Source organism: Clostridioides sp. ES-S-0001-03 (genome assembly GCF_020676075.1).
Classification (GTDB): domain Bacteria; phylum Bacillota; class Clostridia; order Peptostreptococcales; family Peptostreptococcaceae; genus Clostridioides.
Genome location: NZ_JACVWJ010000005.1, coordinates 234,998 through 259,289 on the forward strand (window position 1 = coordinate 234,998; position 24,292 = coordinate 259,289).

Annotated in this window: 21 protein-coding genes and 1 tRNA gene; 3 read left to right on the forward strand and 19 right to left on the reverse strand. The window is 29.1% G+C overall.

Annotation, left to right across the window (positions count from 1 at the left end):
* Positions 1–28: 28 nt before the first annotated feature.
* The 6 genes from IC174_RS12175 to IC174_RS12200 all read right to left on the reverse strand — a co-directional run bounded on the left by IC174_RS12175 (position 29) and on the right by IC174_RS12200 (position 6,951).
* Positions 29–3,058 carry an EAL domain-containing protein gene (locus IC174_RS12175; RefSeq protein WP_227482998.1) on the reverse strand — a complete coding sequence of 1,010 codons (3,030 nt, stop codon included), beginning with the start codon at positions 3,056–3,058 and terminating at the stop codon, positions 29–31.
* Positions 3,059–3,108: 50 nt separating this feature from the next.
* Positions 3,109–4,569: an extracellular solute-binding protein gene (locus IC174_RS12180; protein ID WP_227482999.1), complete on the reverse strand. Its 1,461-nt coding sequence runs from the start codon at positions 4,567–4,569 to the stop codon at positions 3,109–3,111.
* Between the two features lie 92 nt (positions 4,570–4,661).
* Complete coding sequence (locus IC174_RS12185) at positions 4,662–5,036, reverse strand: hypothetical protein (protein WP_227433426.1); 375 nt, start codon at positions 5,034–5,036, stop codon at positions 4,662–4,664.
* Between the two features lie 179 nt (positions 5,037–5,215).
* On the reverse strand, positions 5,216–5,956 hold the full coding sequence (locus tag IC174_RS12190) for a flagellar motor protein MotB (RefSeq protein WP_227433427.1): 741 nt from the start codon (positions 5,954–5,956) through the stop codon (positions 5,216–5,218).
* Between the two features lie 20 nt (positions 5,957–5,976).
* Positions 5,977–6,765, reverse strand: a complete 789-nt coding sequence (locus tag IC174_RS12195; protein ID WP_227433428.1) for a flagellar motor protein — start codon at positions 6,763–6,765, stop codon at positions 5,977–5,979.
* 95 nt (positions 6,766–6,860) lie between these two features.
* A tRNA-Ser gene (locus tag IC174_RS12200) sits at positions 6,861–6,951 on the reverse strand.
* 259 nt (positions 6,952–7,210) lie between these two features.
* On the opposite strand from IC174_RS12200, the gene IC174_RS12205 reads away from it, so the two are divergent.
* Entirely contained in the window at positions 7,211–7,975 is a 765-nt protein-coding gene (locus IC174_RS12205) for a DeoR/GlpR family DNA-binding transcription regulator (protein ID WP_227433429.1), read from the forward strand.
* A 200-nt stretch (positions 7,976–8,175) separates the two neighbouring features.
* Here IC174_RS12205 and IC174_RS12210 read toward each other — a convergent pair whose 3' ends face one another.
* Together IC174_RS12210 and glpK are read right to left on the reverse strand one after the other, a co-directional pair.
* A complete protein-coding gene (locus tag IC174_RS12210) occupies positions 8,176–9,291 on the reverse strand; it encodes an ethanolamine utilization protein EutH (protein WP_227433430.1) in 1,116 nt (371 codons plus the stop codon).
* A gap of 39 nt (positions 9,292–9,330) precedes the next feature.
* A complete protein-coding gene (gene glpK / locus IC174_RS12215; protein WP_227433431.1) occupies positions 9,331–10,857 on the reverse strand; it encodes a glycerol kinase GlpK in 1,527 nt (508 codons plus the stop codon).
* A 291-nt stretch (positions 10,858–11,148) separates the two neighbouring features.
* Here glpK and IC174_RS12220 point away from each other — a divergent pair, with 291 nt between their 5' ends.
* Entirely contained in the window at positions 11,149–12,246 is a 1,098-nt protein-coding gene (locus IC174_RS12220; protein ID WP_227433432.1) for a pyridoxal-phosphate-dependent aminotransferase family protein, read from the forward strand.
* Between the two features lie 358 nt (positions 12,247–12,604).
* Here IC174_RS12220 and IC174_RS12225 read toward each other — a convergent pair whose 3' ends face one another.
* Positions 12,605–13,117, reverse strand: coding sequence for a hypothetical protein (locus IC174_RS12225; protein WP_227433433.1), 513 nt, complete (start codon positions 13,115–13,117; stop codon positions 12,605–12,607).
* Between the two features lie 551 nt (positions 13,118–13,668).
* On the opposite strand from IC174_RS12225, the gene IC174_RS12230 reads away from it, so the two are divergent.
* Positions 13,669–14,547, forward strand: coding sequence for a DUF4300 family protein (locus IC174_RS12230; RefSeq protein ID WP_227483000.1), 879 nt, complete (start codon positions 13,669–13,671; stop codon positions 14,545–14,547).
* Positions 14,548–14,780: 233 nt separating this feature from the next.
* Here IC174_RS12230 and hisJ read toward each other — a convergent pair whose 3' ends face one another.
* The 10 genes from hisJ to acsB all read right to left on the reverse strand — a co-directional run bounded on the left by hisJ (position 14,781) and on the right by acsB (position 24,267).
* Complete coding sequence (hisJ, locus tag IC174_RS12235; RefSeq protein WP_227483001.1) at positions 14,781–15,560, reverse strand: histidinol-phosphatase HisJ; 780 nt, start codon at positions 15,558–15,560, stop codon at positions 14,781–14,783.
* 212 nt (positions 15,561–15,772) lie between these two features.
* Positions 15,773–16,114: a zinc transporter gene (locus IC174_RS12240; RefSeq protein ID WP_227483002.1), complete on the reverse strand. Its 342-nt coding sequence runs from the start codon at positions 16,112–16,114 to the stop codon at positions 15,773–15,775.
* A 15-nt stretch (positions 16,115–16,129) separates the two neighbouring features.
* On the reverse strand, positions 16,130–16,546 hold the full coding sequence (locus IC174_RS12245) for a DUF3842 family protein (protein WP_227433437.1): 417 nt from the start codon (positions 16,544–16,546) through the stop codon (positions 16,130–16,132).
* Between the two features lie 18 nt (positions 16,547–16,564).
* Positions 16,565–16,756 (reverse strand): CooT family nickel-binding protein, encoded by a 192-nt coding sequence (locus tag IC174_RS12250; protein WP_227433438.1) that lies wholly within the window; start codon positions 16,754–16,756, stop codon positions 16,565–16,567.
* Between the two features lie 150 nt (positions 16,757–16,906).
* Positions 16,907–17,722, reverse strand: a complete 816-nt coding sequence (locus IC174_RS12255; protein WP_227483003.1) for a lipoate--protein ligase family protein — start codon at positions 17,720–17,722, stop codon at positions 16,907–16,909.
* 46 nt (positions 17,723–17,768) lie between these two features.
* Entirely contained in the window at positions 17,769–18,707 is a 939-nt protein-coding gene (locus IC174_RS12260; RefSeq protein WP_227433440.1) for a radical SAM protein, read from the reverse strand.
* On the reverse strand, positions 18,704–19,576 hold the full coding sequence (locus IC174_RS12265) for a radical SAM protein (protein WP_227483004.1): 873 nt from the start codon (positions 19,574–19,576) through the stop codon (positions 18,704–18,706). Before IC174_RS12265 ends, IC174_RS12260 begins: the two co-directional genes overlap by 4 nt.
* Positions 19,577–19,635: 59 nt before the next feature.
* Entirely contained in the window at positions 19,636–21,564 is a 1,929-nt protein-coding gene (gene acsV, locus IC174_RS12270) for a corrinoid activation/regeneration protein AcsV (protein WP_227433442.1), read from the reverse strand.
* Between the two features lie 112 nt (positions 21,565–21,676).
* Positions 21,677–22,054, reverse strand: coding sequence for a glycine cleavage system protein GcvH (gene gcvH / locus IC174_RS12275; RefSeq protein ID WP_003418363.1), 378 nt, complete (start codon positions 22,052–22,054; stop codon positions 21,677–21,679).
* A gap of 86 nt (positions 22,055–22,140) precedes the next feature.
* Positions 22,141–24,267 carry an acetyl-CoA decarbonylase/synthase complex subunit alpha/beta gene (gene acsB / locus IC174_RS12280; RefSeq protein WP_227433443.1) on the reverse strand — a complete coding sequence of 709 codons (2,127 nt, stop codon included), beginning with the start codon at positions 24,265–24,267 and terminating at the stop codon, positions 22,141–22,143.
* Positions 24,268–24,292 lie beyond the last annotated feature (25 nt).

Sequence of the window (24,292 nt, forward strand, 5' to 3'; positions counted from 1 at the left end):
CCTAAAAATACATTTAATTTTTCTTCTATTAAACTATATCATCTCTATTTTCATAACATATCTTGAGTTCCTGTTTAATTTTATCACTTATATCTTGAGGAACAAATTCTGGTTTACCAATGTAATATCCTTGAATATAATCTATTCCAATAGCTACTAATGCTTCCATTTCACTTTTGGTTTCTACACCTTCTGCTATAACTTTAATATTTCTTTCTTTAGAATATGAAATAAGGTTTTTTAGTATTTTTCTTCTATCTTCATCTTTGTCAATACCTCTTACAATAGACATATCAATCTTCACATAATTTGGCATTATGTACAGTAGTACAGCATCGCCATTGTAACCTGTTCCAAAATCATCTAAAGCAATTTCTATATTCCACTGATTTATATACACTTTCTTTTTGTCAATAAAATCTTCACTAATCTTATCATTCTCTGTTATTTCTAGCACTACCCTATTTAGATAATTACCATATAAATCTTCTATTTCTTCAAAATCAACTTTTGATAAATTATTATTTGGTATAGAGTTTAAGAACAATTTACACACTCCAAACTGTTCCCTATATCTCTTAAAAGATTTAAGTGCTTTGAACCATGTGATACGTTCGATTTGATATAACTTAGACTGTGAACGAGCCAATCTAATAACATCCATTGGAGAACTAAAAGTTTCCATTTTGGGTCTCATAAGTGCTTCATATGCAAATACTTCACCTTTACAATCCACAATAGGCTGAAATGCATATTCAACCAATTGACCATCAATTAATTTATTTAACTCTTCTCTATTATGCAACAAGAATGAATCTTTATTATATATATTGACATCAAATTCACTTACTTCGCCTTTAATTGTATTTTTAATTTGATACATAGCAAAATCTGCATATTTCATTAGTTCATCATAGTTAGTTGAATCGCTAGGATACCAAGAAATTCCTGCTGATGCTCTTATTTTAAATTCTGTCCCATCATGAAGCTTTAATAAAGTATTATTCATCTGTGTCTTAACAGAGTTAATAATAGTTCTTATGCTATCTTTACTTTCATACCCATATATGAATACATAAAACTCATCCCCTGAAAGTCTAGAAACTATACCATTCCATGATATAAACTTTTTAAGTATATCTGCTGCACATCTAATATATTCATCACCAGCATCATGACCATAGGTATCATTAATATATTTTAAATTATCTAAATCCCACATTATAAATGCAGCTATTTTAATCTCTTCTTTATTTTCAAATTTTTCTCGTACTTGTGAATAAAAAGCTCTCCTATTTAGAAGATTTGTTAAAATATCGAAATCTCTTTCATACTCAATTTTCATTTTCTCAATAAACTCTTTTGTAACATCAACAACAACACCTAATATCTTTAAGTCATCTTCAACAATATTTAATCTTATCCACTTAGAAGTTTTATCTTTAGATTCAAATTTATATATGTATATATTTTCTGTCTTATAATTTTTCTGTAAATATGTATTCATTTCATTCATTTTTTTTATAAATTTACTTTTTGATATATATCCATATTCTTGAAATTCATCATCCGTAGTAAATATACTAAAAAATCCTTTTGTACAAAAAACATTATCTCCATTTTTATATAATTCAAAAGCTCCAATTGGCATATCTGCAATTTCAATAATTTGTGATAATTTTGATGAGGAATCTGCAACATTTGCACTAAGTAGCTCTATGGCTGAAGATAATTCATCTATTTCAGATATGTTTATTTTATCAAGATTTACTGGTTTTGATGGATTACTATTTCTAACTTTATTAACCAAAAGAACAATTGGTTTTGTAAACAATCTCGACGCAATATAAATACCTATAAGCCCTATCACTAAGGAAACTGCAACAGACACTATTACCAAGGTTTCCACTCTTTTTGAAAAACACAATAAACTTTTTTCTTCAATAATTCCCAAAAGAGCCCAACGCTCATTTTCAAATGGAGTATTGGAATTGTATAAATCTAAATATTGTACACTAGCATAAGTACTTTCTTTAATTTTACCATCATCTTCATTTTTAACTTTATATACATTTTTATAAGATTCTTTTTGCTCAAGGTTCGAATGTAAACCATCCCAAAATTTGTCTTTAAATGTATAACCATTCGAAACAACATTTTCAAATGCCAAATCATCATTTCTATCTACGCCTAAAATATAATTACCTTTTTTATTTTCATTTATCTCCCCATATGGAAGCAACTCTCTTAAATAATTTATACCTAAATCTATTCCAAGTACTCCATATACAGTTCCATCTTCATAAATAAGAGGAACTGAATATGTTATAACTCTATCGCCTTCATTTGTTAATAAGAACTGACTTCCCCAGTATCCTAAATTAGAACTTGATGTATTTGGATTATCAATTGCAGCTCTAAATGGTTTATAAAAGAAATTATCTCCTTTTTCCTCATTTTCACTTTTAAAGGAAAACTTTGGAGCCCAATAACTATCCATAGATATTCCAAAACTTCTTGCTATCTCTGAGGAGCCTCTTTCAATTAGCAAATCAGAATTATCATTTGGGTTAAATTTAGGGTCTAGGTCTCTTATATACAATCCTGTCTTACTTATTTCATCTTTACTATTTATTGAATCATATTCAATATCTTTGTTATTTAAAATTATGAAAGAACCTGTAACAGAATTTTTTCTCAAAAGATATATTAAATCTTTTGATATATTTTTTATAATTTCTTTATTAATTTCTTCGTTTATACCCACATCTTTAATTGAGACATTATTTTCATCTAAAACTTTTTTTACAGATGAGTTAATAGCTAGTTCTGTCTCGCTTGTCTTTGACCATCTTTGTAACATCTCATTTTGTATATAATTTTTACGATTAATTACTCTTTCATTTAAAATATCAAATGAATTATCATTTAGTCTTTTAATAGTTCCTCCCCATAAAATTGTGGCACAAAATAAACTTGTTTGAATTAGCATAACAATAATTAGAGGAAATATCATCTTTTTCATTATTGAGTTATTCTTTTTTAGATTATTTTCCATATTTATTCCACCCATACCTTTGTGCATTTTGGTACACGTTGCCAATTCACCTACTCTTTTACAGCATTTTCAAGCTCAGTCTTAAAATTTAAAAACCATGCTGAAAAATTTTCATTATTATTAAATTGTGCTACTGCATTCTCTTTAGAGGTTCCATTTTTTATTAATTCATTTATTTTATTTAAATCTTCTTTAGCTTTATCAATCATTGAATACTCAAGGATTTGTCTGGCTTTTGTCCCACCATCAAATGCTTTATTAGTGTACAACTTACAACTATTAATCTGTTCAATAGATGAAACAATTGAACTTTCCACTTTACTTGATACCTTTAAATCGTCTTTATTCATAACATCCTTTATAACATCCAAATTATTTGTTTTTTTCTTTACTGGTAGATATCCAGAAGCAATAGAGAATTTTACATTAGACTCTTTATCTGTAAACCATTTTAAAAATTCTACTGATGCATACTCTTCTTCTTTAGTAGATTTTGTTACAGCCATTCCTGCCCCTTGTTGTACAGCATATTTTTCTTTATCTTTAAAACGTGGAGCTTGAAAGACAGATGTCTCAATTTTATAACTCTCATTATCATTTAACATTACTTCATCTGGAAAATATGATGCTCCTGAACTAGAGCCAACAAGAGCTAGTATATCTCCTGTTTTTGCATCATCAGAACGGAACTTACCATAAGATGCAAAATATCCATTTATATATGGGACATAAAAATTATGCCATAATTTTTTCATAACCTTTTCATCAAGATTCAATGTAACTTTTCCATCTTTAACTGAAAAAATTTCTACTCCTAACTGCTTACTTCCTATAATAATATAATTTGCTAGAGCATCTCTTCCAAAAAATGCTTTACCATCATTAGGCTCTTTTGTTAAACTATCTGTCCATTCATAGTATTTCTTTGATGTCTCTACTAATCCTTCAATTGTTTGTATATCATTTATATTTGAATTTGTTGCTTTGGCAAACTTATCCCAATCTGTCTTATTTAACATCAAAATCTCAGTAGACTTTGCAATCGGAAAAAGCTTAAGTTCGTTATCAGAATTTAGTCTACCTTCATCTACATATTCTTCTATATACTCATTTAATTCATCCTTACTTATGTACTTATCAATATCTACTAGTAGTTTTAATTTATCCATTTCATATGCAGTATCTGAGTACGCTGCAAAAATATTTGGAACATCTTCAGAACCAACCTTTTTATTAGCAGAATCCAGCACCTTTTCAGATAAATCAACTACATTTCCCTGACTAAACGCTTCAACAATAATTCCTTTTTCAGCACCTACAGTGTCATTAAATTCCTTAACTAGCTTATCAAACGCCATTTTTTGCTGTCCATTATAATAATGCCAAATTTCTATTGATGTCGGATTTTCTGGATCTAGTTTATAACTCTCTTCCTTTTTCAAATCACACCCTGTAAGTAATAAAATAATCATTGATGTGATAATTAATTTTACAAATCCACTCCTATTCATAAAATCGACTCCTTCAAATGTATAAAATTTATTATAGCATTAAAACCGTAACTTAATTACTTATATTAATTATAAAATATTTACTGATATATTTAAATAGGACTAACAGTATATTTAAAAGCAACTAGAAAACAAATGATTACAAATATTGAAAATATACCTTTAGCATAATTCTTCTCTCTAAATGCACCAAATGATACCAAACCTTGTTGAATAGCCACTGTAATTACTAAAAGTGTCATTATTATATTAAGCTGAACTAACTTAAACAGATAAAGTAAAGAAAATATTACTAAAAGAACACATAATACAATACTAGATTTATTAATAATAGTAGTAATCTTATCTTCTTTTTTATGTTGTTTATTAGATTCTTTTAACTTCTCTTTATTTAAAGTTTCAACCTTTTTATTATACCTTGCCCTTGTTTTATCTTTATATTTTGTGTTTTTATTCTTATTACCCATTTATTTACTCACCTTTGATATCAATTTTAAAATTGAGTCCTTTCATAATTTAAATATTATATATTTAAGATACCATATATTATCACAAAAAGGTAACTTACTAATCATCTATTTTTAATTTTCGCATAAAAAAGCTATCCCTTATTAGAAATAACTCTGTATTGAGATAGCTTATTTAACTATTTATTTTCTCCAACATTTTCTACATCATCGAACTTACTATCAACCAAGACTATATCAACTCTTCTGTTTTTTGATTTGCCATCTGGAGATGAATTGTCAGCTATTGGTCTAAATTCACCATATCCTACAGCAGACAACTTATTTGGTGCAATACCTGCACTATCAATAAGAAGTTGGACAACATTGGTTGCTCTCATAACTGATAAATCCCAATTAGATTTAAATTCAGAATTTTTTATAGATAGGTTATCTGTATGACCTTCTACTCTTATATAACTATTCATTTCATTTAACATCTTACCTATTTGAATAATCTTATCTCTAGAATCATTTATTATAACAGCTTTTCCAGTATCAAATAATATAGTATCTTTAAGGCTTATTACTAGTCCTCTATCTTGAGCTTTTAATGATACCGAATTTGCCAATCCACTTTCATTTAAATACTTTTGAATATTTTCACCAACTTCTTTAAACTCAGGATTTTGTAAACTATCTAGATTATTATTGTTTTGGTCAACTACTGGTTCTATTTTATTTTGTCCACCTTCAATAACTCCAGATGAACCACCAAATGCAGAACTTAGAGATTGAGATAATTGTTTATATTTCTCTGCATCAACATTACTCATAGAATACATTATGACAAAGAAAATCATAAGTAATGTTATGAGGTCTGAATAAGTTAAAAGCCATCGCTCATTATTTTCTTCTTTTTCGTCTTCATCATGTAACATAAATATTCCATCCTTTTATATTATTCAATTCTACCATCAGCTTCTCCAAGTTCAATTAATTCTTTTGAATTTAAAAATATCTTTAATTTTTCTGTCATTAAATTAGAATTATCTCCCTCAAGTATAGATAGTATCGCTTCTATCACTAAAAGTCTTTCATTAGTTTCTTGCTGATTTATAGCTTTAAGCTTTGATGCTATTGGTAACCAAATTAAATTGGCTGAACCAACACCGTATAAAGTAGCCAAAAACGCTACAGATATCTGAGGTCCAAGTGCATCTGGATTACTCGAAAGATTTCCTAAAATATGTACTAATCCCATAACTGTACCTATGATTCCCAGTGTAGGTGCATACCCTCCTGCTGAATCGAATATTGCTATTCCTTCTTTATGTCTTTTTGATGTTATTTGTATTTGAGATTCTAATATATTTCTTATTGTAGCTGCATCAACGCCGTCTACCATAAGTTCAAGACCTTTTCTAATAAATGGGTCCAATTCATCATTTTCGCTTATTTCTTTATCAATACTAAGAAGACCTTCTTTTCTGGCCTTGATTGCAATTTCTTTGAAATAAACTATGTTTTCTATATTGTTAGGCTTTTTATTTTTAAAAGCTAACAACATTATCTTTATGGACTTTTTGAATACAGGAAATGGTGTTGAAGCACCAACAGCCCCTATAGTTCCACCAAAAACAACAAGTGCTGATGAAAATACAAATAAGGCTCCAATGTGTCCCCCATCAATAACGAAAGCAACCACTAAAGATGCTATTCCCACTATAAAGAAAATTAAAGTTGTCATATATTACCTCCTTTCTTTAATTATGTCTGCTAGGTTGTTTTTATTAATAGACATTACAAAAAAGACTACCTTCAACAAGGATAGCCTTTGATAATTGGCGGAGAAGGAGGGATTCGAACCCTCGCACCGGTTACCCAGCCTAATCCCTTAGCAGGGGATCCTCTTGAGCCACTTGAGTACTTCTCCTTATTTCTATGCAATTAAATTATATAATAAAATTATATTTTAGTCAATTAATTTATGAAATTTAAGGTATTTTAAGTCATTAAATATCTATTTTCACTTTTTTACTTAAATGTAAGTTTGAAATATGGTAAAATTATCTTGCATAACGCTTATAATATTATTTACTAAATATACACACATTAACATATAGACATAAATCCTTAATTCATCATAAGTTATGCTTAAAACTAAAATAATATTAATCCAAGGAGGATTTTCCATGTTACCACAGGAAAGATATGAGAAGATTTTAAGTATTCTCGAATCAGATAATATAATTAAAATAAATGACATAGTCCAAATGTTTGATATATCAATAGAAACAGCACGAAGAGACCTAGCACATATGGAAAGTATTGGACTTTTAAAAAGAGTTTATGGTGGTGCTATACCAGTTATAGCAAGTAGCGTAGAACTTAACTATATTAAAAGAAAAAAAATAAATTCAAATGATAAAAAACAAATTGCTCTTAAATGTAGTGAATTTATAAATACAAATGACACTATTTTTATGGATACTGGAACTACTGTTCTTGAAGTTGCAAAAAGTTTAAAAGACAAAAAAAACTTAACTGTAATAACTAACTCAATTTTGGTTGCAAATGAACTTATGAATACTAATATAAAAGTATATGTACTTGGTGGATATCTTAGAGAAACTGAAGGTTCTTTTTCTGGACCACTTACATTAGCAGCCATTGAACAATTTAATGTTGATAAGGCAATTTTAGGTGCTGGAGGTATTACACTTGAAAATGGTATTTCTGACTATCACTTAGAAGAATCACTTGTTCGAAAAAAAATGATTGAAAGGTCTAGAAAGTCAATAGTAGTTGTTGAGCCACCTAAGTTTGGAATAAATTCATTTGCTTCTGTTGCTCCTATAGAGCATATAGATACTATTATTACATCTGCTAGTATAGACCACGACATAATTATAGAATTTTCTCAAAAAGGAATACCTTTAGTCATAGCTGATAATTAGCTTATATGATTGCTTTTTAGTTCCTTATAAAATATCATTGATTAAAGTTAAGGAGCCAAATAATTATTTATTTAGCTCCATTTATACCTAAACTATACAGTGTTTTTACTATGTCACTATGTCTTTTTTTATTTACCTTATTTTTTTAACTTAACTCTATTTTTTAATTTAGCTTAACGCTTACTTTAACATTAATTCTTTTATACAACCTCTTTTTTCATTTTACTACTTTGCTCTTCTTCTGCTGTTAAATCTTTTGTCATTACCATAGCAAGTGCAATCGCCAATACTCCACCAACTAACTTTCCAATTACAACAGGTGTAATCATCTCTGGCACTACTCCTGCTGTAAATCCTAGGTGATCACCTAGTGCTGCTGTTGCACAAACTAACCATGCTGTATTTACTACTTTTCCCTTTGGGCTCATGTCTTTCATCATTTTATACACTGGAATACTATTAGCTAAAGTGAAAACTAATCCAGCTGCACTTGTTGCATCCATACCTAATTTTCCACCTATTGCTGTAAGTGGTTTATTTAAAACTTTAACTAATAAATGTAGTATAGGAAAAGTACCCAATAATACTATTGCAATACTTCCAATTACTTGAATACCCTCTCTTATAGGTGTCATTCCTTTTATAAGTACTACCCCTGTTATTTCTTGAAATGCTGCTGCACCTAATCCTATTGTTATCAATATAGATATAATTTTTCCAAAAACTAAAGACCCATTTATCATAAGTGTTGAATTTACTTTCAGACCTATTGCTAATATTACTGCTAATATTATTACTGGCACCATATTTATAATCACCATTGATAAATTAAATCCTGCTATCATTCCTCCTACAATCCCTCCAAAAGGTATTGTTATTAATCCTATTAATAACCCTTTTGCAAAAAATGGTCTGTCTTCATACTCTATAAGGCCTAATCCTACTGGGATTGAAAATACAAGTGTACACCCAAGCATTGATGATACAACTAATCCTGCAAGCATCCCTGCTTCTTTATTGTGTGCAAGTTCCATCGCTAATGGATATCCTCCCATATCATTTGCTAATATGGTTGCAAACATAGATGGGTCTGCTCCACATAAATTGAATATTGGTATTATTACTGGTCCTAATACATTTGAGATAACTGGAGCTAAACAAACTATACCAACCATCCCTAAAGCTAGTGGACCCATTGAATTAAAACCTTCTTCGAATTGTTCACCAAGACCAAATTTATTTCCAATTATCCTATCTAATGCTCCTAAAAGCACCCCTACAGCCATTATATATAATATAACTTTATCAAAGGGCATATTTAATTCCTCCTATACATGTAAATACTATGTTGTACTTTAATTAGCACACATCTTTTTGGTATCGTTTTCCCAGTTCATAGCTCTTTTTACTGCTTGATTCCACCCAAGCAAAATTTCTTCTCTTTTTTGTTTTGTCATATTTGGAGTGTATTCTTTACTTATTGTAAACTCATTTCTAATTTCATCAATACTATTCCAAACACCACAGGAAAGACCTGCCATATATCCTACTCCAAGCACTGTTGTCTCAGGATTTTCTGCAATTTCAATTGGTATATCTAATATATCGGATTGAAACTGCATTGTAAAATTATTTTTTGTAATTCCACCATCCACTCTTAGCATTTTTATATCCTTTCCTGAAGCTAAATTCATAGAGTCAACAACATCTTTGACCTGAAGTGCAACAGATTCAAGAGTAGCTCTTACTATATGCTCTTTCTTAGTACTGCCTGTTATACCAACCATTGTACCTCTTGCATATTGGTCCCAATAAGGTGCTGCAATCCCTGCAAACGCTGGAACAAAATATACACCACCAGTACTTGGTATTGAGTTAGCCATATCATCAGTTTCTGAGTAATTTTTTATAACTCCAATTCCATCTCTAAGCCACTGTATTGCAGCACCTGCTATATATACTCCGCCATCATAAGCATATGTAATTTTGTCTCCTATTTTCCAAGCAACAGTTGTTAATATACCATTACCCGCTATTTTCAACTCTTCACCTATATTCATATATAAGAAACATCCTGTTCCATAAGTATTTTTAACCATACCTGGCTCAAAGCATCCATTTCCAAATAGAGCTGCTGGCTGGTCAACCATCGAAGCAGTAATTTTTATTGATACACCACAAAATGCCCCTTTGTCTGTAGTCCCAAAATCACCACTTGTAGGCATTATATCCGCTAAAATACTTCTAGGAACTCCTATAATATCAAGTAATTCTCTATCCCAATTCATATCTCTTATATTAAAAAGCATGGTTCTTGCTGCTGTAGAAACATCAGTTAAAAAAGACTTTCCTCCTGTCATTTTCCAAATTAACCAGCTATCTAATGTTCCAGCAAGTACTTCTCCATTTTTGATTTTTTCTTTTACACCTTTTACATTATCTATTATCCATTTAATTTTTGTCCCTGAAAAATAAGGGTCTATGATTAGTCCTGTTTTATCTATTATCTTATTTTCTAATCCTGGTATATTCTTTAAATTTTCAACATAATCATAGGTTCTTCTGCACTGCCATACAATTGCATTGTATAATGGCATACCTGTATTTTTATCCCATAGCATTACTGTTTCACCTTGATTATCTATACCTATTCCCTTTATATCACTTTCATCTATTCCACTTTTAAAAGCTTGTTGTAGTACATTATTACTTACAGTTTTTGTGTTATTCCAAATTTCTATAGGGTCATGTTCGACGTATCCAGATTGTGGATAGATTTGAGTATGCTCCATATAATCACTAAAAACAAACTCTGATTTTTCATTTATTAATACTGCTCTTGTTCCTGTTGTTCCTTGATCAATTGCTAATACATATTTCACTTTAAGCGTCCCCCTTTATTTTCAGAATTAATAGATTTTTTATTATTTTTTGAATATAAAATCTATTCAACTTATTTATATTCTATATCATCTTGGGGATTTATACAATATTTATTACAATATTTTTTGTATATTTTTACTTTTTTTGATTGTTAAAGTATTTTAATTAAAATATTATTGCAATATTATTAGTTTTATTCTATAATCTAGTTAAATTAACACATAAACTTTTAATATATACACATAAACAGTCATCATAAAATTTAAATTAAACTTTAAGGAGGATTTGCAATGAAAAAAACATATCTATTTAGTCCTGGACCAGTAATGGTTACAGATAGGGTTAGAAATTCACTTCTTCACTATGATATATGTCATAGAGGAAATGAATTCATGAATTTATTTAAAGATACACAACAAAAAATCGGTAAATTATATAATGCAACTTCTGATTATTATTCTCTAGTTGTATCTGGTTCTGGAACATCTGTAAATGAATGTGTATTATCTTCTATATTTGATAAAGAAGATGCTGCTTTATTAGTTAGTAATGGTGTATTTGGAGAAAGGCTAGAAGAAATATTATCTGCTTATAGTGTTAAGACCTACAAACCAGACTTTAAATGGGCTGAATATCCAGACTTAGATATTTTAGAAAAATACTTACTTGAAAATCCTGACATAAAAGTAATTGCTATGGTATTTCATGAGACTAGTTCAGGAATGATAAATCCTGTACCTGAATTAGGAAAACTTGCAAAAAAATATAACAAAATATTTTTTGTTGATGCAATAAGTGCATCTGCTGGTGAATACATTGATGTTGATGAGTTTAATATAGATATAATAACAGGTGTTGGTGGTAAAGCCCTTGGGGCATTTCCAGGCTCTGCATATCTTTGTGCTAAAGAAAGCGTTTTACAAAATATTAAAGAAGATCAATGTAAAAATGTGTATCTTAGCCTTTACAAACATTATAAGCTTGCAAAATCATCTTCTCAAACACCAAATACACCTAATGTCACTTTAATATTTGCTCTTAATGAAGCTTTAACTGAATTTTTAGAAGATGACAGTAAGATAGAAAGATATAAAGAATGTTCTGCTATTTTAAGAAATGGTATGGAGGAACTAGGTCTAACATTTTTACTTCCAGATAAATATATGTCTAATACTGTTACGTCTGTATTTCTTCCTAAAGAAATTGATATAAATAGATTTATATTAGAACTAGAAGAAGAAAATGGTTATGTGGTATATCCAGGAAAAGGCAAATTTCTAGATGATAATATGTTCCAAGTTGCAAATATGGGAGAAATTTATCCAGACGATTGTTATAAATTCCTTGATATTTTAAAATCAAAGCTAGAAGTTAAAAAAGCCATATAAATATCTCAAGACCATAAATAAAAAAACTATATAAATATCTCAAGTTAAACTAGATTATGGTCTGTAAATAACAGCTATCTATAAATAATCACTCTATATGAACATATTCAAAAATATACTTGAACATTAAATATAGCCAGATGTTGTTTTATATTTTTTTATAAGGGTGAACTCTAATATGTAAAGTTCACCCCTATATGAAAAATTTATTTTTATACAATTCTTTTTATATTTAATTCTTTTATATTTTTGATACAATTCGGCTATTTAACTGTATAGATTGTTATAAATTTAAAATCTATACATGATACTATATACTTTTAAATCTGATTCTTTTTTTAATTAAAGGCTTTAAATATTACTTTTCAAGCTCATCAAAGTAATTATATACAATAACTTCACCTGTTTCTTTATCTGTTGTCTTTATAATCCCTTTAGCTCCATTTACCTCTTCTTTTGTGAATTCATCGTCTAGTACAACTTTAAATTTATCTTCATTTCCATATCCTTGCTGAAACTCAGCTCTTAAAATTACATTTTTTTCAGCTTTTGGTTTTAATTCAAATTCAATTCCTGATTTCATTTCATCAAAATAATTTAAAACTACAACCTCATTATTCATTTTATTAGTTGTCTTTATAATCCCTTTAGCTCCATTTACTTCTTCTTTTGTAAATTCATCATCTAGCACGACTTTGAATTTATCTTCCTTTCCATACTCTTCTTGAAATTCTTTTTTCATTTCACTGTACTTAGTCTCAAATTCTTCACTCCTGTTTAATTCCATAGCTGATACATTTATCAGTGACGTCCCAATAGTTATTATTGTTAATGCCATGACCATACCAGTTTTTAATTTTTTTAACTTCATATTTTACCTCCTAAATTAAATGTTCTTAGTGAAATTATATAAATAAAAATCTAATTTTTACAGTTTCATTCTTGTAACTAAAATTACTATTATGTAACCAAACTTTTTAATTTAACTATTCCTTAAAACCTAATTTTTTGGGGAATAGTTGAATTAAAAAAATAAAATTTTTAAACTTTTAATGAGTCTAATAGTATATTTATTGAACTTAATAAATTTTATTTTTAATAAAGTAAAATTTATCATATATCTCAAACCTACTTATTTACCAAAATACTACATCCAAAAAACTAGTCTCACTATATATTTCATTGATAGCTTACTCATTTTTTACTTATAAAATCCTATAATCAATCTCCAAATAAATTAGTTAAAAATTCAAAGAATATATACCCCTATTTAGTATATATTTTTATATATTAAAAAAAAGTTTTAAATAAAGTTATATTTTTTGCAACAGTTTTGTAATTAAAAACATATTGAAGCTAAAATTAAATGTACTATATACTATAAATATGTCGACAAAATAAATTTATAAAGGAGAAAAACAGGTGAGAAAAAATTTACTAATAGCAATATTGTCTGCTATTTTAGTGTTATCAAGCATACTTACAATCTTTGCATATTCAACTATTAAAGATAATAGCAGATTAGTATACTCTAACATAATAGATAGAAAGATAGAAAATCAAGTGAAAAATGTATTAGAAAAAAATAAAATAAATAAGAAAGATATTGATATTTTTATTAAATCAGTTAGGAGCTACAACAAACTTCAAATTAAAATACTTCAAAACAATGTAAATATATCTAAGTCTGGATATAGTTCAATTAACACAAAACAGGTTCCATACAATTTAGATAAATTACAAAGTAACTGGATGGAAAAGTTTCCTAACTATATGGATGTAAATTGTAGAATAACAGCATTTAGACTTTTTAAAGATTTCATCAACTCAAAAGAGAAGTTTACTGGAGATTCTATCGATTTAAGTATTGATTTAGATACTATAATGAATAATAGAGATGCAAAATTTAACTCAAAGGATGTAGAAAAATTTATTAACTTTTTCTCTGCAATACCAACTCAAGACACAGATGATATAAATAAAAATGCAGAACAAATAAAAAAAGAGTGGAAAAAAAGAAAAATATCTTTTAAAGATAATAAAAATATGTCTATTATAAGTGGCTTTCTTCGTTATCCAGAAACTAAAAATGTATTTATAGGTCATACAGGTATATGTATCAAAACTGATAAAGATATCTTATTTATAGAAAAATATGGTTCTACATCACCTTACCAAGTTACTAAGTTCAAAAGTAAAAAAGATGTGAAAAATTATATGTTCAATAGATTAAAGATGTCAGAAGGAAATGTAGAATTACTAGACCCAATAATAATGGAAAATGATAAACTTATGCAGTAATATCTCTAAATACTAAAAGCACTTTATGATTGTTAAGATAAGTAAAAATAGGCTATATCCATGAAAAAATATTAATTATAAAACTTTCATACTGAACAAATCTATAAATATTTTTCTAATTTAACAAAAAGACTGTAAGTAGATTTATTTTACATAAATCTACTTACAATCTTTTAAATAAATACTTTAAAAATATAAATTATCATAACTTTAGGATTATAATATATACATCTTTATCCTATATCATAATTATTTATTTCCTCTGCACAGTGAGAATCTGAGCCAAGAACTAATGGAATATCATATTTTTTTGCTAATTCTAATAAGTATCCATCTACATAAGGCTCTTTACAATATTCTTTTCTGTTTCCAGAAACATTGTAATCAAGTTCATATCCTTTTTCTTTAACTAACTTTATTAATTCTTCAAGAACTTTATTTCTTTCATAATTATATGGAAATACTTGATTAAACTTTCTAACTAAATTTAAATGACCTATTCTCTTTGGTTTATATGTACCTAAATCAGCATTTACAGCTTTTATTAATGTTTCATAATACTTATTATAAATAGCTTCAATACTTCCAAGCTTATCAATCAGATTTTGAAACTCTTCTACACTATAGTCCACACAACAATAGGCACCATCAATTTTAATTATATGTACTGATAATAGAGAATCCTCTAATTCATCACCATATTTATCTAAATTGTTTTTTATGCCTTCTTCATAACCTTCAAGAAAATCTACTTCCGCTCCTACATTTATCTTAATTTCGCTCTCATATTTATGCTTGAAATTTTTAACATCATTAAGGTAATTTGATAAATTTTCAGGATTCATGCAACTATCATTTTCAGGTGCAGGGTCTTGAAATCCATTTGGATATGGAAAATGCTCTGTAAATGTCATTTCTGTTAGACCAACATCAATTGCCCTTTGTATATATTTTTCAAAATCATCCTTACTTCCATGAGGACAATAAGGTGAATGTATATGACCATCTTTCATAACTAATTCTCTCCTTTTATTAAATTGAACTACTACTCCTTAACTATCTCCAGTAATATTTGAAGCCGAAGATATATTAAATAACTCAGTTTTATAATAAATTTCCTCATTAAAGTATAGTACATACTCATTAGAAATTTCAATAATTAAATATAAATAAGGCATAAAAAATCGCCTATATCAAAATATATAAGCGATTTTAACAATCATATTTACATATGTTTTTTAGCCTCTAATAACATTTTATTTGCTTCTTCCATACATTCTATAGCTTTTTCAATACTCTTTGCAGTTTCTTCTTTTCCAATAGCTCTAGCCTTTTCTACCCATTCTCTAAATCCTTCTTCATGAGTCTCATTATGATTTATCCAATGTACTAAAAGTATTTTTAAAGTTTTCTCATCTTTAGACTCTGATGATTCTTCATGATTATGTTCGTGGTCATGGTCGTGTGGATGTTCATGGCACATATCTCCATGAGTATGTTCATGGCAATGGTCGTCATGGTCATGGTGCCCATGGTGGTATCTTATAATCTCTCTATCAAACATCATTAGTTATTCCCCCTGTTATTTTATATTAAATTCTTTTTTTATAACATTAACAGAATCTTTTACAAGTAGTGCTAATGGTTTACCTTCTAATCCAACTAACTCTATATTTTCTGGCATAATAGGTAAAAGTATCTTAAGTGCCTCACTATCTGCAATAGCTTCACTTATATTACAAGTGACTTCCCCCATCATAGAATTAGGTATTATTACAGAAATAGGTGCAACTATTATATTGGCTTTTCTAGCTGATACTACTATAGCATTTTCCCCTGTAGCTCCTTTATTAGCATGAGCCTTCATCATAGAACTAGTTGCTATAGAATTAGTTCCTAGTGCATAAATTTCTACATATGTAGGTAATTCTTCTCTCAGAGAAGAAACTATCTGGGCTCCTATACCTCCACCCATTCCATCTATCACTGCTATTATCATATGAAATTCCCCTATTAATTAATTTTCTTGTATTATTATCTTATGGTCCATCAATCTTATTTCTTTAATTATTCCATCTATTATTTTTTGTTCTCCTAATAAATCAGTTAAATAAATCTTTCCATCACAAGGGTCTATATTAACCACATTCTCCATAACCTTTTCTAATTCATTGTTATTCTTACAAATGAAAGCTGATGATTCACACATATAAATCTCCTCCTAATATGATTTTTATTAAAAATCAAAAAAAGACTTCCTCAGGTATTTCAATACACCAAAGAAACCTTCATGATTTCAATTTTCGTATATTATTATACCTTAAGTATATCACTTTAATTTACTTAAAGTCAATTAAAGTTAACGCTTTTTATTATACTCTTCATCCTTGTATTTTTTATATAATTCTTCAGCTAATTGCTTTTCATAATCAGTCAAGTCTTCTTCTACAAACTCAACATTAAATTGACTAGCCAGTCCTTTTATTAGATTAGCTTGTAGAATATTTATGTCTATTTTTTTACCAATTTCATTCTCTATTCCACTGGCCTTTTTAGCTGTGAATTTCATTGCTCTTTCTTTTAGTTCTGGTGTTTTAGCCTTTATTAATTTAAACAATTTTTCTACATCAAAATCCATTATTATTGAACCATGCTGTAACAAAACACCGTCTTTTCTACTTTGAGCACTTCCAATTACCTTTTTATTATTAATAGTAACTTCATATGATGCATGTGCATTAAAGCATGCAGCTGATAAATTTTCTCTACCTATTCTCTCTCCACTATTTAAGTTATCTGTTTCTATACCACTTAAATTCAATCCTCTAACTAAACCTTCACTTATATATCTATAAGATAGATTTATACTTTTATCAATTAAAGGGTTATCTTCTCCTATAATTATACTATAAGTTAGCTCATTATCATGTAATACAGCTCTTCCTCCTGTGATTCTTCTGACATAGTCTATATTCATGCACTTACACTTATCTAAATCTACCTCATCTTCAAGTTTTTGAAAATATCCTACACTCAAGCAAGCTGGCTTCCAAGTGTAAAATCTAAGTGTTGGCTTCACACATCCTTTTTTATATGCAGTAAATATAGCTTCATCAATTGCCATATTCATTGCACCATCATATGATTTATTATGTATAACTCTCCACTGATTCATGATTATTACGCCCCAATCTTTAGTATAAATATATTCAAGAAATCATTTACAGATTTAGTTCTCTTATAGCCAAATCTATCTCATCTTGATTTAAAGGTCTTGAATAATTATATATAGTACTTCCTGGTCTTTCATTATAATATGGTCTATTACAATCCTTACAGCCTCTTATCTCAAAAGGGTAACCCCTGTTTATATCTGATACAGTCTCATCATCTAGTTTTATATTTTCCAAGTATCCATTTTTGAATTCAAAGTATTCTTGTGAATAACCTTTATTTATCATATAGGACATTAGCTGTACTCTTCTGTAACTTTCTATATTTGGTTGACTTATTTTTTCCATTTTAGTTCCTCTAACTGGAGTAAACGCAAATAAACTAATAGTTATATTGTTCTTCTTTAAATAAGTATATAGGTTGTATATGTCTTCATGACTTTCTCCCATACCAACAATTATATGTGTGCTGATTTTATTAGGATATAACTTTGACATTTTTGTTATAAAATTCAATTTTTCATCATAATTATATCCTTTTATTTTTTCATATAAGTCTTTACTTGCTGCATCTATCGCTATTCCTATTTTATCTACTCCAGCAGAAAAAAACTTGTTTATTTCTTCATCACTTTCTAATTTTGCAGACAATGAAATAGGCATATCTATTTTACCATTTATGTAATTTATAAAATCTAAAACAGATTTATGTGCCTCTTCACTTGCCATTGATTGTATACATATTCTCTTTATATTTTTCCCGTTATATGCTCTCAAAGCATTCAATATTTCCTCTTTAGAATACTCTGGCCAAACTACTCTTGATAATTTATCTTTTCTAGTACTGCTTTCTATTGATTGAGAACAAAAACTACATTTGTTTATGCATTTTTCCCCAATCATTATATATGCTGTAGTAGGAGGTATATCGCTTTTTTTATTTAATATTCCAAGTTCTATTGCTGTCCCTGATGATAATCTAATCATAAAACGCAACACTCCTTACATTCAGTTATTGTCATATTCATATCTATAGCCTTATTCTTAGCAGATTTTGATGGAAGAACTATTCTATTAACTCCACACATTATAGCTAATTGGTCTAGTTCTTTTCTATACACACCTCTAGGTCTCATACAACCTAGGTTAATCTCGGTATTTGGTAAACTAATTCTAGCTTCACATAAAACATCTGTTACTTCTTTCAAATTAGGAGATTCTACATCTTCATATTCAGTACCTTTTGTAGGAATAAGAACTATAAATGTCAGTTTATTAGGAGGATTTTTTTGTAAGTATTCTATAATCTCATACTCACCTTTTACTTTTCCTCCTTTTAAACCAATACATATATGTGGTGCTACTTCTGTATTTTCTCTTATTGTATTGTAAGCTTTAATATAATCTTCTTTGCTTTTATCCATTTTATAAACTTCTTTTATAGTTTCTTTATCGAATACCAAGTCGAAAGAAACTATATCTAAATACTTACATAATTCTATAATACTCTCTTTATCCATAAGCCCTAAATGAGCATTTAATCTGTATCCTTGTTCCTTTAACTTTTTAATGGTCTGTATATGGGTATTTATTGGGACATCACCTTCATAACTACAACCACCACTTAATAAAAAACTAGTTATATTTCTTGATTTAACTTTTTCTTTATAGTCCTCAATTGGTATCATATTTTCTAAATAATGACCATTACAATGAGCACATTTAAGACTACACTTATTACTTGTAGTACTAAGAGCTAGAGTCTGATTCGGATAAGCAAACTCTATCTCATTTCCGAAATTTCTTAATTTAATGTCAAACGCAGTTCTCATTTTCTCAGACAAATCCTTATACATAATTTAATCCTCTACATTTATGTTTTAATGCTCTACCTATGCATCTATATTTTGATATTTTACTCTTCTAGTAGTTGCTTTGCAGTTGGGAACTGCTCTATATTTGTATGTGGTAAGAAGCATGCAGAAATAAATTCGTCCATGTAACTTGGATAAACACTAAGTTCAACATAAGTTATTTGTTTACCTATTTCTTCAAGTTTATTTTTGGCATCTTTACTTATAAGAGCCAAGTAAGAACCTACAAGTGAACTATTTCCTATATAAGTAAATTTCTCTCTATCGATATCAGGAAGTAATCCTATAATTATTGAATTTTCTATATCTAGGTTATTTCCTATACCACCTGCTATATAAACTCTATCTAATATACTAAAATCCATACCCAAGCTATCTACAAGAGTATATGCTCCTGAATATATAGCTCCTTTAGCTCTAATAAAATTATCTATGTCCACTTCATTTACTACTATATCATTTTCCAAATCAAATTCTTCTTTAAATGCTAATACATACTCTCCTATTTCATGTTCATTAAATCTGACTCTCTTATTATTTAAATCTCTATATATCTTACCTCTTCTATCTATTACACCCTTAGTAATCATTTGGCAAATTAAATCAATTATACCAGAACCACATATACCAACTGGTGCACATTCATCTATTATTTTTAATGTAGGCTCTAAAGTTCCTTTATCAATAGCCACCTTCTCTATTGCTCCTGCTGATGCTCTCATTCCACAGCTTATGCCTCCACCTTCAAATGCAGGACCTGCTGAACATGCACAGCTCATCATATAGTCTTGATTTCCAAATACTATCTCTCCATTGGTACCTAAGTCTATAAATAAAACATTTTCTTCACTTGACCATATACCAGCTGATAATACCCCTGCTGTTATATCTCCTCCTACATAACTTGCTACAGATGGAGCTAAGTACACATATGCACTATCATTTACAAAAAGACCTACATTTTCACCCATAAGTTTTGGAGATTTTAAAAATGGTGGTATATAAGGTTCTTGTCTTAAAAAGTCTGTATACACCCCTAAGAATAAACTTGTCATAGTTGTATTTCCAGCAGCTACTAAAGTGACTACATCCTCCTTATTTATGCCATTTCTTTCATATAATGTTTTTAATAGAGGATTTATAGTTTCATCGACTATAGCTTTGTGTAAAGTTTCTAATCCGTTTTTCTTAGTCGAATATATAATCCTATTTATAACATCTGCTCCATATTTTATCTGAGCATTTCCAGATGATGCTTTATCTACTACTTCTTTTGAATATAAGTCTACTAAACATACAACTACCGAAGTTGTACCAATATCTATTGCAACTCCATAAAGAGAATTTTCCTTATTTCCTTCTTCTATATTTATGATTGTAAGTTTCTTTTGTTTTTGAACATATGTTATTGTAACTTTGAAATCGCTCTTTCTAAATATCGTTGGCATCTTTCTAAGTATATCTAATCTAAAATCTATTTCATTGTATCCCAGATGATTTCTAACATGTCTTTCTAATCTATCTACATCACTTATATTGTCATCTAAGTTTGGCTCTTCCATTTCTATGTATTTCTTTTTTATATTTGTCTTAAATTGTAAGTTATGCTTTTCTATTATTTTTTTAGCTCTCTCAAAAATTTCTCTATCTTTTTGTTTATTGCTACCTTCAATCTTCATACCATGCATAGAAGATGATACTTTAGAAGGAACTTCAATTTCTATATCTGAGATTACTTTTGTACAACAAGCTAATATATAACCTTGCTCCCATTCGTCATCTGTTATATGTCTCGTTTTTTCTGTATCAACCTTACCTTTTAACAACTTTACCTTACATTTACCACAAGACATATTTCCATTACAAGGAGCATCTATAAATATATCAGCATTTCTTGCAACTTCTAGTAATATATCCCCCTCATTACAATAAACTTCTTTATTGTTTGGCATAAAATTTACCTTTATCATGATATCCCTCCCAATTTGTTCTATATATTATAAAAGGAAAGTATAGCTAAATTTGCGTGCACTCAAATTTTACTATACTTTCCCCAATTATAATAACATCCCTAGTCTTTAATTATTCTAATCCAGCCTCGTATTCTTTATCACTTAATAATGTATCAAGCTCAGCAACATCAGCTAGTTTTACTTTTAATATCCAGTTTTCGTATGGGTCTTCATTTATACATTCTGGTTCATCTTCTAATTTTTCATTAACTTCTAATACTTCACCATTAACAGGAGATATTAAATCAGAAGCTACTTTAGAAGATTCAACTACTCCAAAATCTACTCCCTTAGTTACAGTATCTTCTACTTCTGGTGTTTCAACAAATAATATTTCTCCTAATTGATCTTGAGCATAATCTGTTATACCTATATATACAACATCTCCATCAATTACTTTTACCCATTCATGATCTTTAGAGTATTTTAATTCTGGTAATAATTTCATTTCGATAGACCCCCAATATTATATTATTGATTAATTTATTTAAATCATATTAATATTATATCACATTATTTTAAATTTTCCATCAATTACATTACACTTTCCATAGCTAATGCTGGATGACCTTTTTCTTCTAAGAAAGCTAATACTCCTTCAGAATCGTCAGCTATAGTTTCATCACAAATCATATCACAGAAGTTCTCTATTCCAGTCATTTCTTTAACTGTAGCATTTAATTTATCAGCTACATAATCTTTTAATTCTTTTGGCATCCAAACTATTCTTTCTGGTCCACCTTCTGCATAAGCGAATTTTTTAGAAGATATGAAATGTCTTCCGTGTCCCATGAATCCTGGAGTTTGAACTCCTCCACCTGTCATAGAAGCAAGTTCTCCGAAAGTCATACCAACTGGAGTAACGCTTGGGAATTCTCTGTTAACTACAACAAATCCATTTGCTTCTGGCATTATACCACAGATACACTCGAAGCATCCACAAGAAGTCATAGGGTCTTCTAATATAGAGTATAATGTAACAGCTTCAACTGCACCTTGAGATATTTGGTTTACAGTTTCATTTACAGAGTTCCATACACCTGTTCTATCGTCTAAACATTCACCTTTTTCTATTGGTTGACAAGGACCTGTAGGGTCTAATTCTTTAGTAGCTTTAGCATCTAACCAGCTAACTGCTCCACAAAGACCAAGTCTTTCAGGAGTAACAACACAAACGTGAGCTGGTGCAAATGATTGACATAAGTTACAAGAATAGAAAGTCTCTACACTTTCATCAACCAATGAAGCTAATCTCTCATCTCTAGCATTGTATTTAGCTATTGCTTCACCTTTTAATTCAGAAACTTTTTCTGCATCTGTAATTATAGTTATTTCACACTTATCAACAACTGATTCAAATTCATCTAACATCTTAGCATATAAAACTTCTCCTATATGCTCAAGTCTAAATCCTTTATCAAATGCATCTTTAGAGATTCTTACCCAAGCCATATCTCTTTGTCCAACGTGCATTACACCTTCTATATAGTTTAAGAAGTAGTGGAAACGTCTTTCAAGAACTGGTTCGAAATCTTCTTGCATGTTTTTACCAGCTATTTTAACTATTACAGCAAGTGGTAATCTTAATACACCATCTGCTTCAACTTCATCTATGTTTGGTCCTATTATTTCTATCTTATGGTCTTCAACTTCAGCAGCTTCTTTCTTAACAACAAGCTCCCAAGCTTCAGTTTTATTTCCACCAAATTCAGCAAACATGTCGCTCTTTCTAATTCTTTCACCTTCAAATGCTGCTGCAAATGAAACTGGTATAGGTATTTCAGTAACTTTTATTTTTATTCCTCTAGCTTCTAATGAAGTAGCTACTATCTTATCATAATCTTTTTGAGTTAATAAATTCATTGGAACTTCAAGAACAGTTTGGTCAGTTACAACTGGGAATCCTAAAGCTATTGCTCCAGCACCTGCAGATACAACTAATTCACTTAATGGTCCAAAAGCATTAACAAATGCAGGAACTCTATTAGCTGTGTATTCTAATAATCCGTTTAAATCACCAGGAGTTAATCCACCGAATATTAATGCTGCTCTTACTGCAACAGATACAACGTGGATAACAGAAGTTACATCATATCCTAGAGGTATAACTCTTAGTTCAAGACCCATTTTTACTCCAGCTTCTATAGCTTGGTCTATAACCTTACCAACTAAGAAAGTTAATAAACCTTTAGATTGGTAGTCTTTTATAACTTTTGCTGCTGATTCAGCATCAGGACATTCTCCAAGAACAACTGCAACACCAGGTATATCTCCTGTAACTAGTGGTACACCAAGTGATCTGATTATAGGGTCAGTTATATGACCTGCACATGGCTCACTATATGGAGCATCCATAGTTGAGTATTTTAATGCTTCAATTACTTCTGCAGCTAAAGCAGTAGCTAAACCAGCATTAAAAGCATGTTCTAATAAATGAGTTCTATTGATTAAAGATTTTACTACTTCTAAAGCACCTTCTAAGTCCCCTAAAGTGTTCATTTTTTGTCCTGTTGCAGCATATATACAAGGTAATGAATATGCTGTATCAGGGAAAGCTACTTTATGTTCTTTTCCGTTTTTTTCTATAGCTTCATTTAACATAGCTTGAGCTGCACCCAAAGCTTGTTCTGACCCTGTAAAGATTATATTATATAGATTCATTCTATTTCCCCCTTTAATATTTACA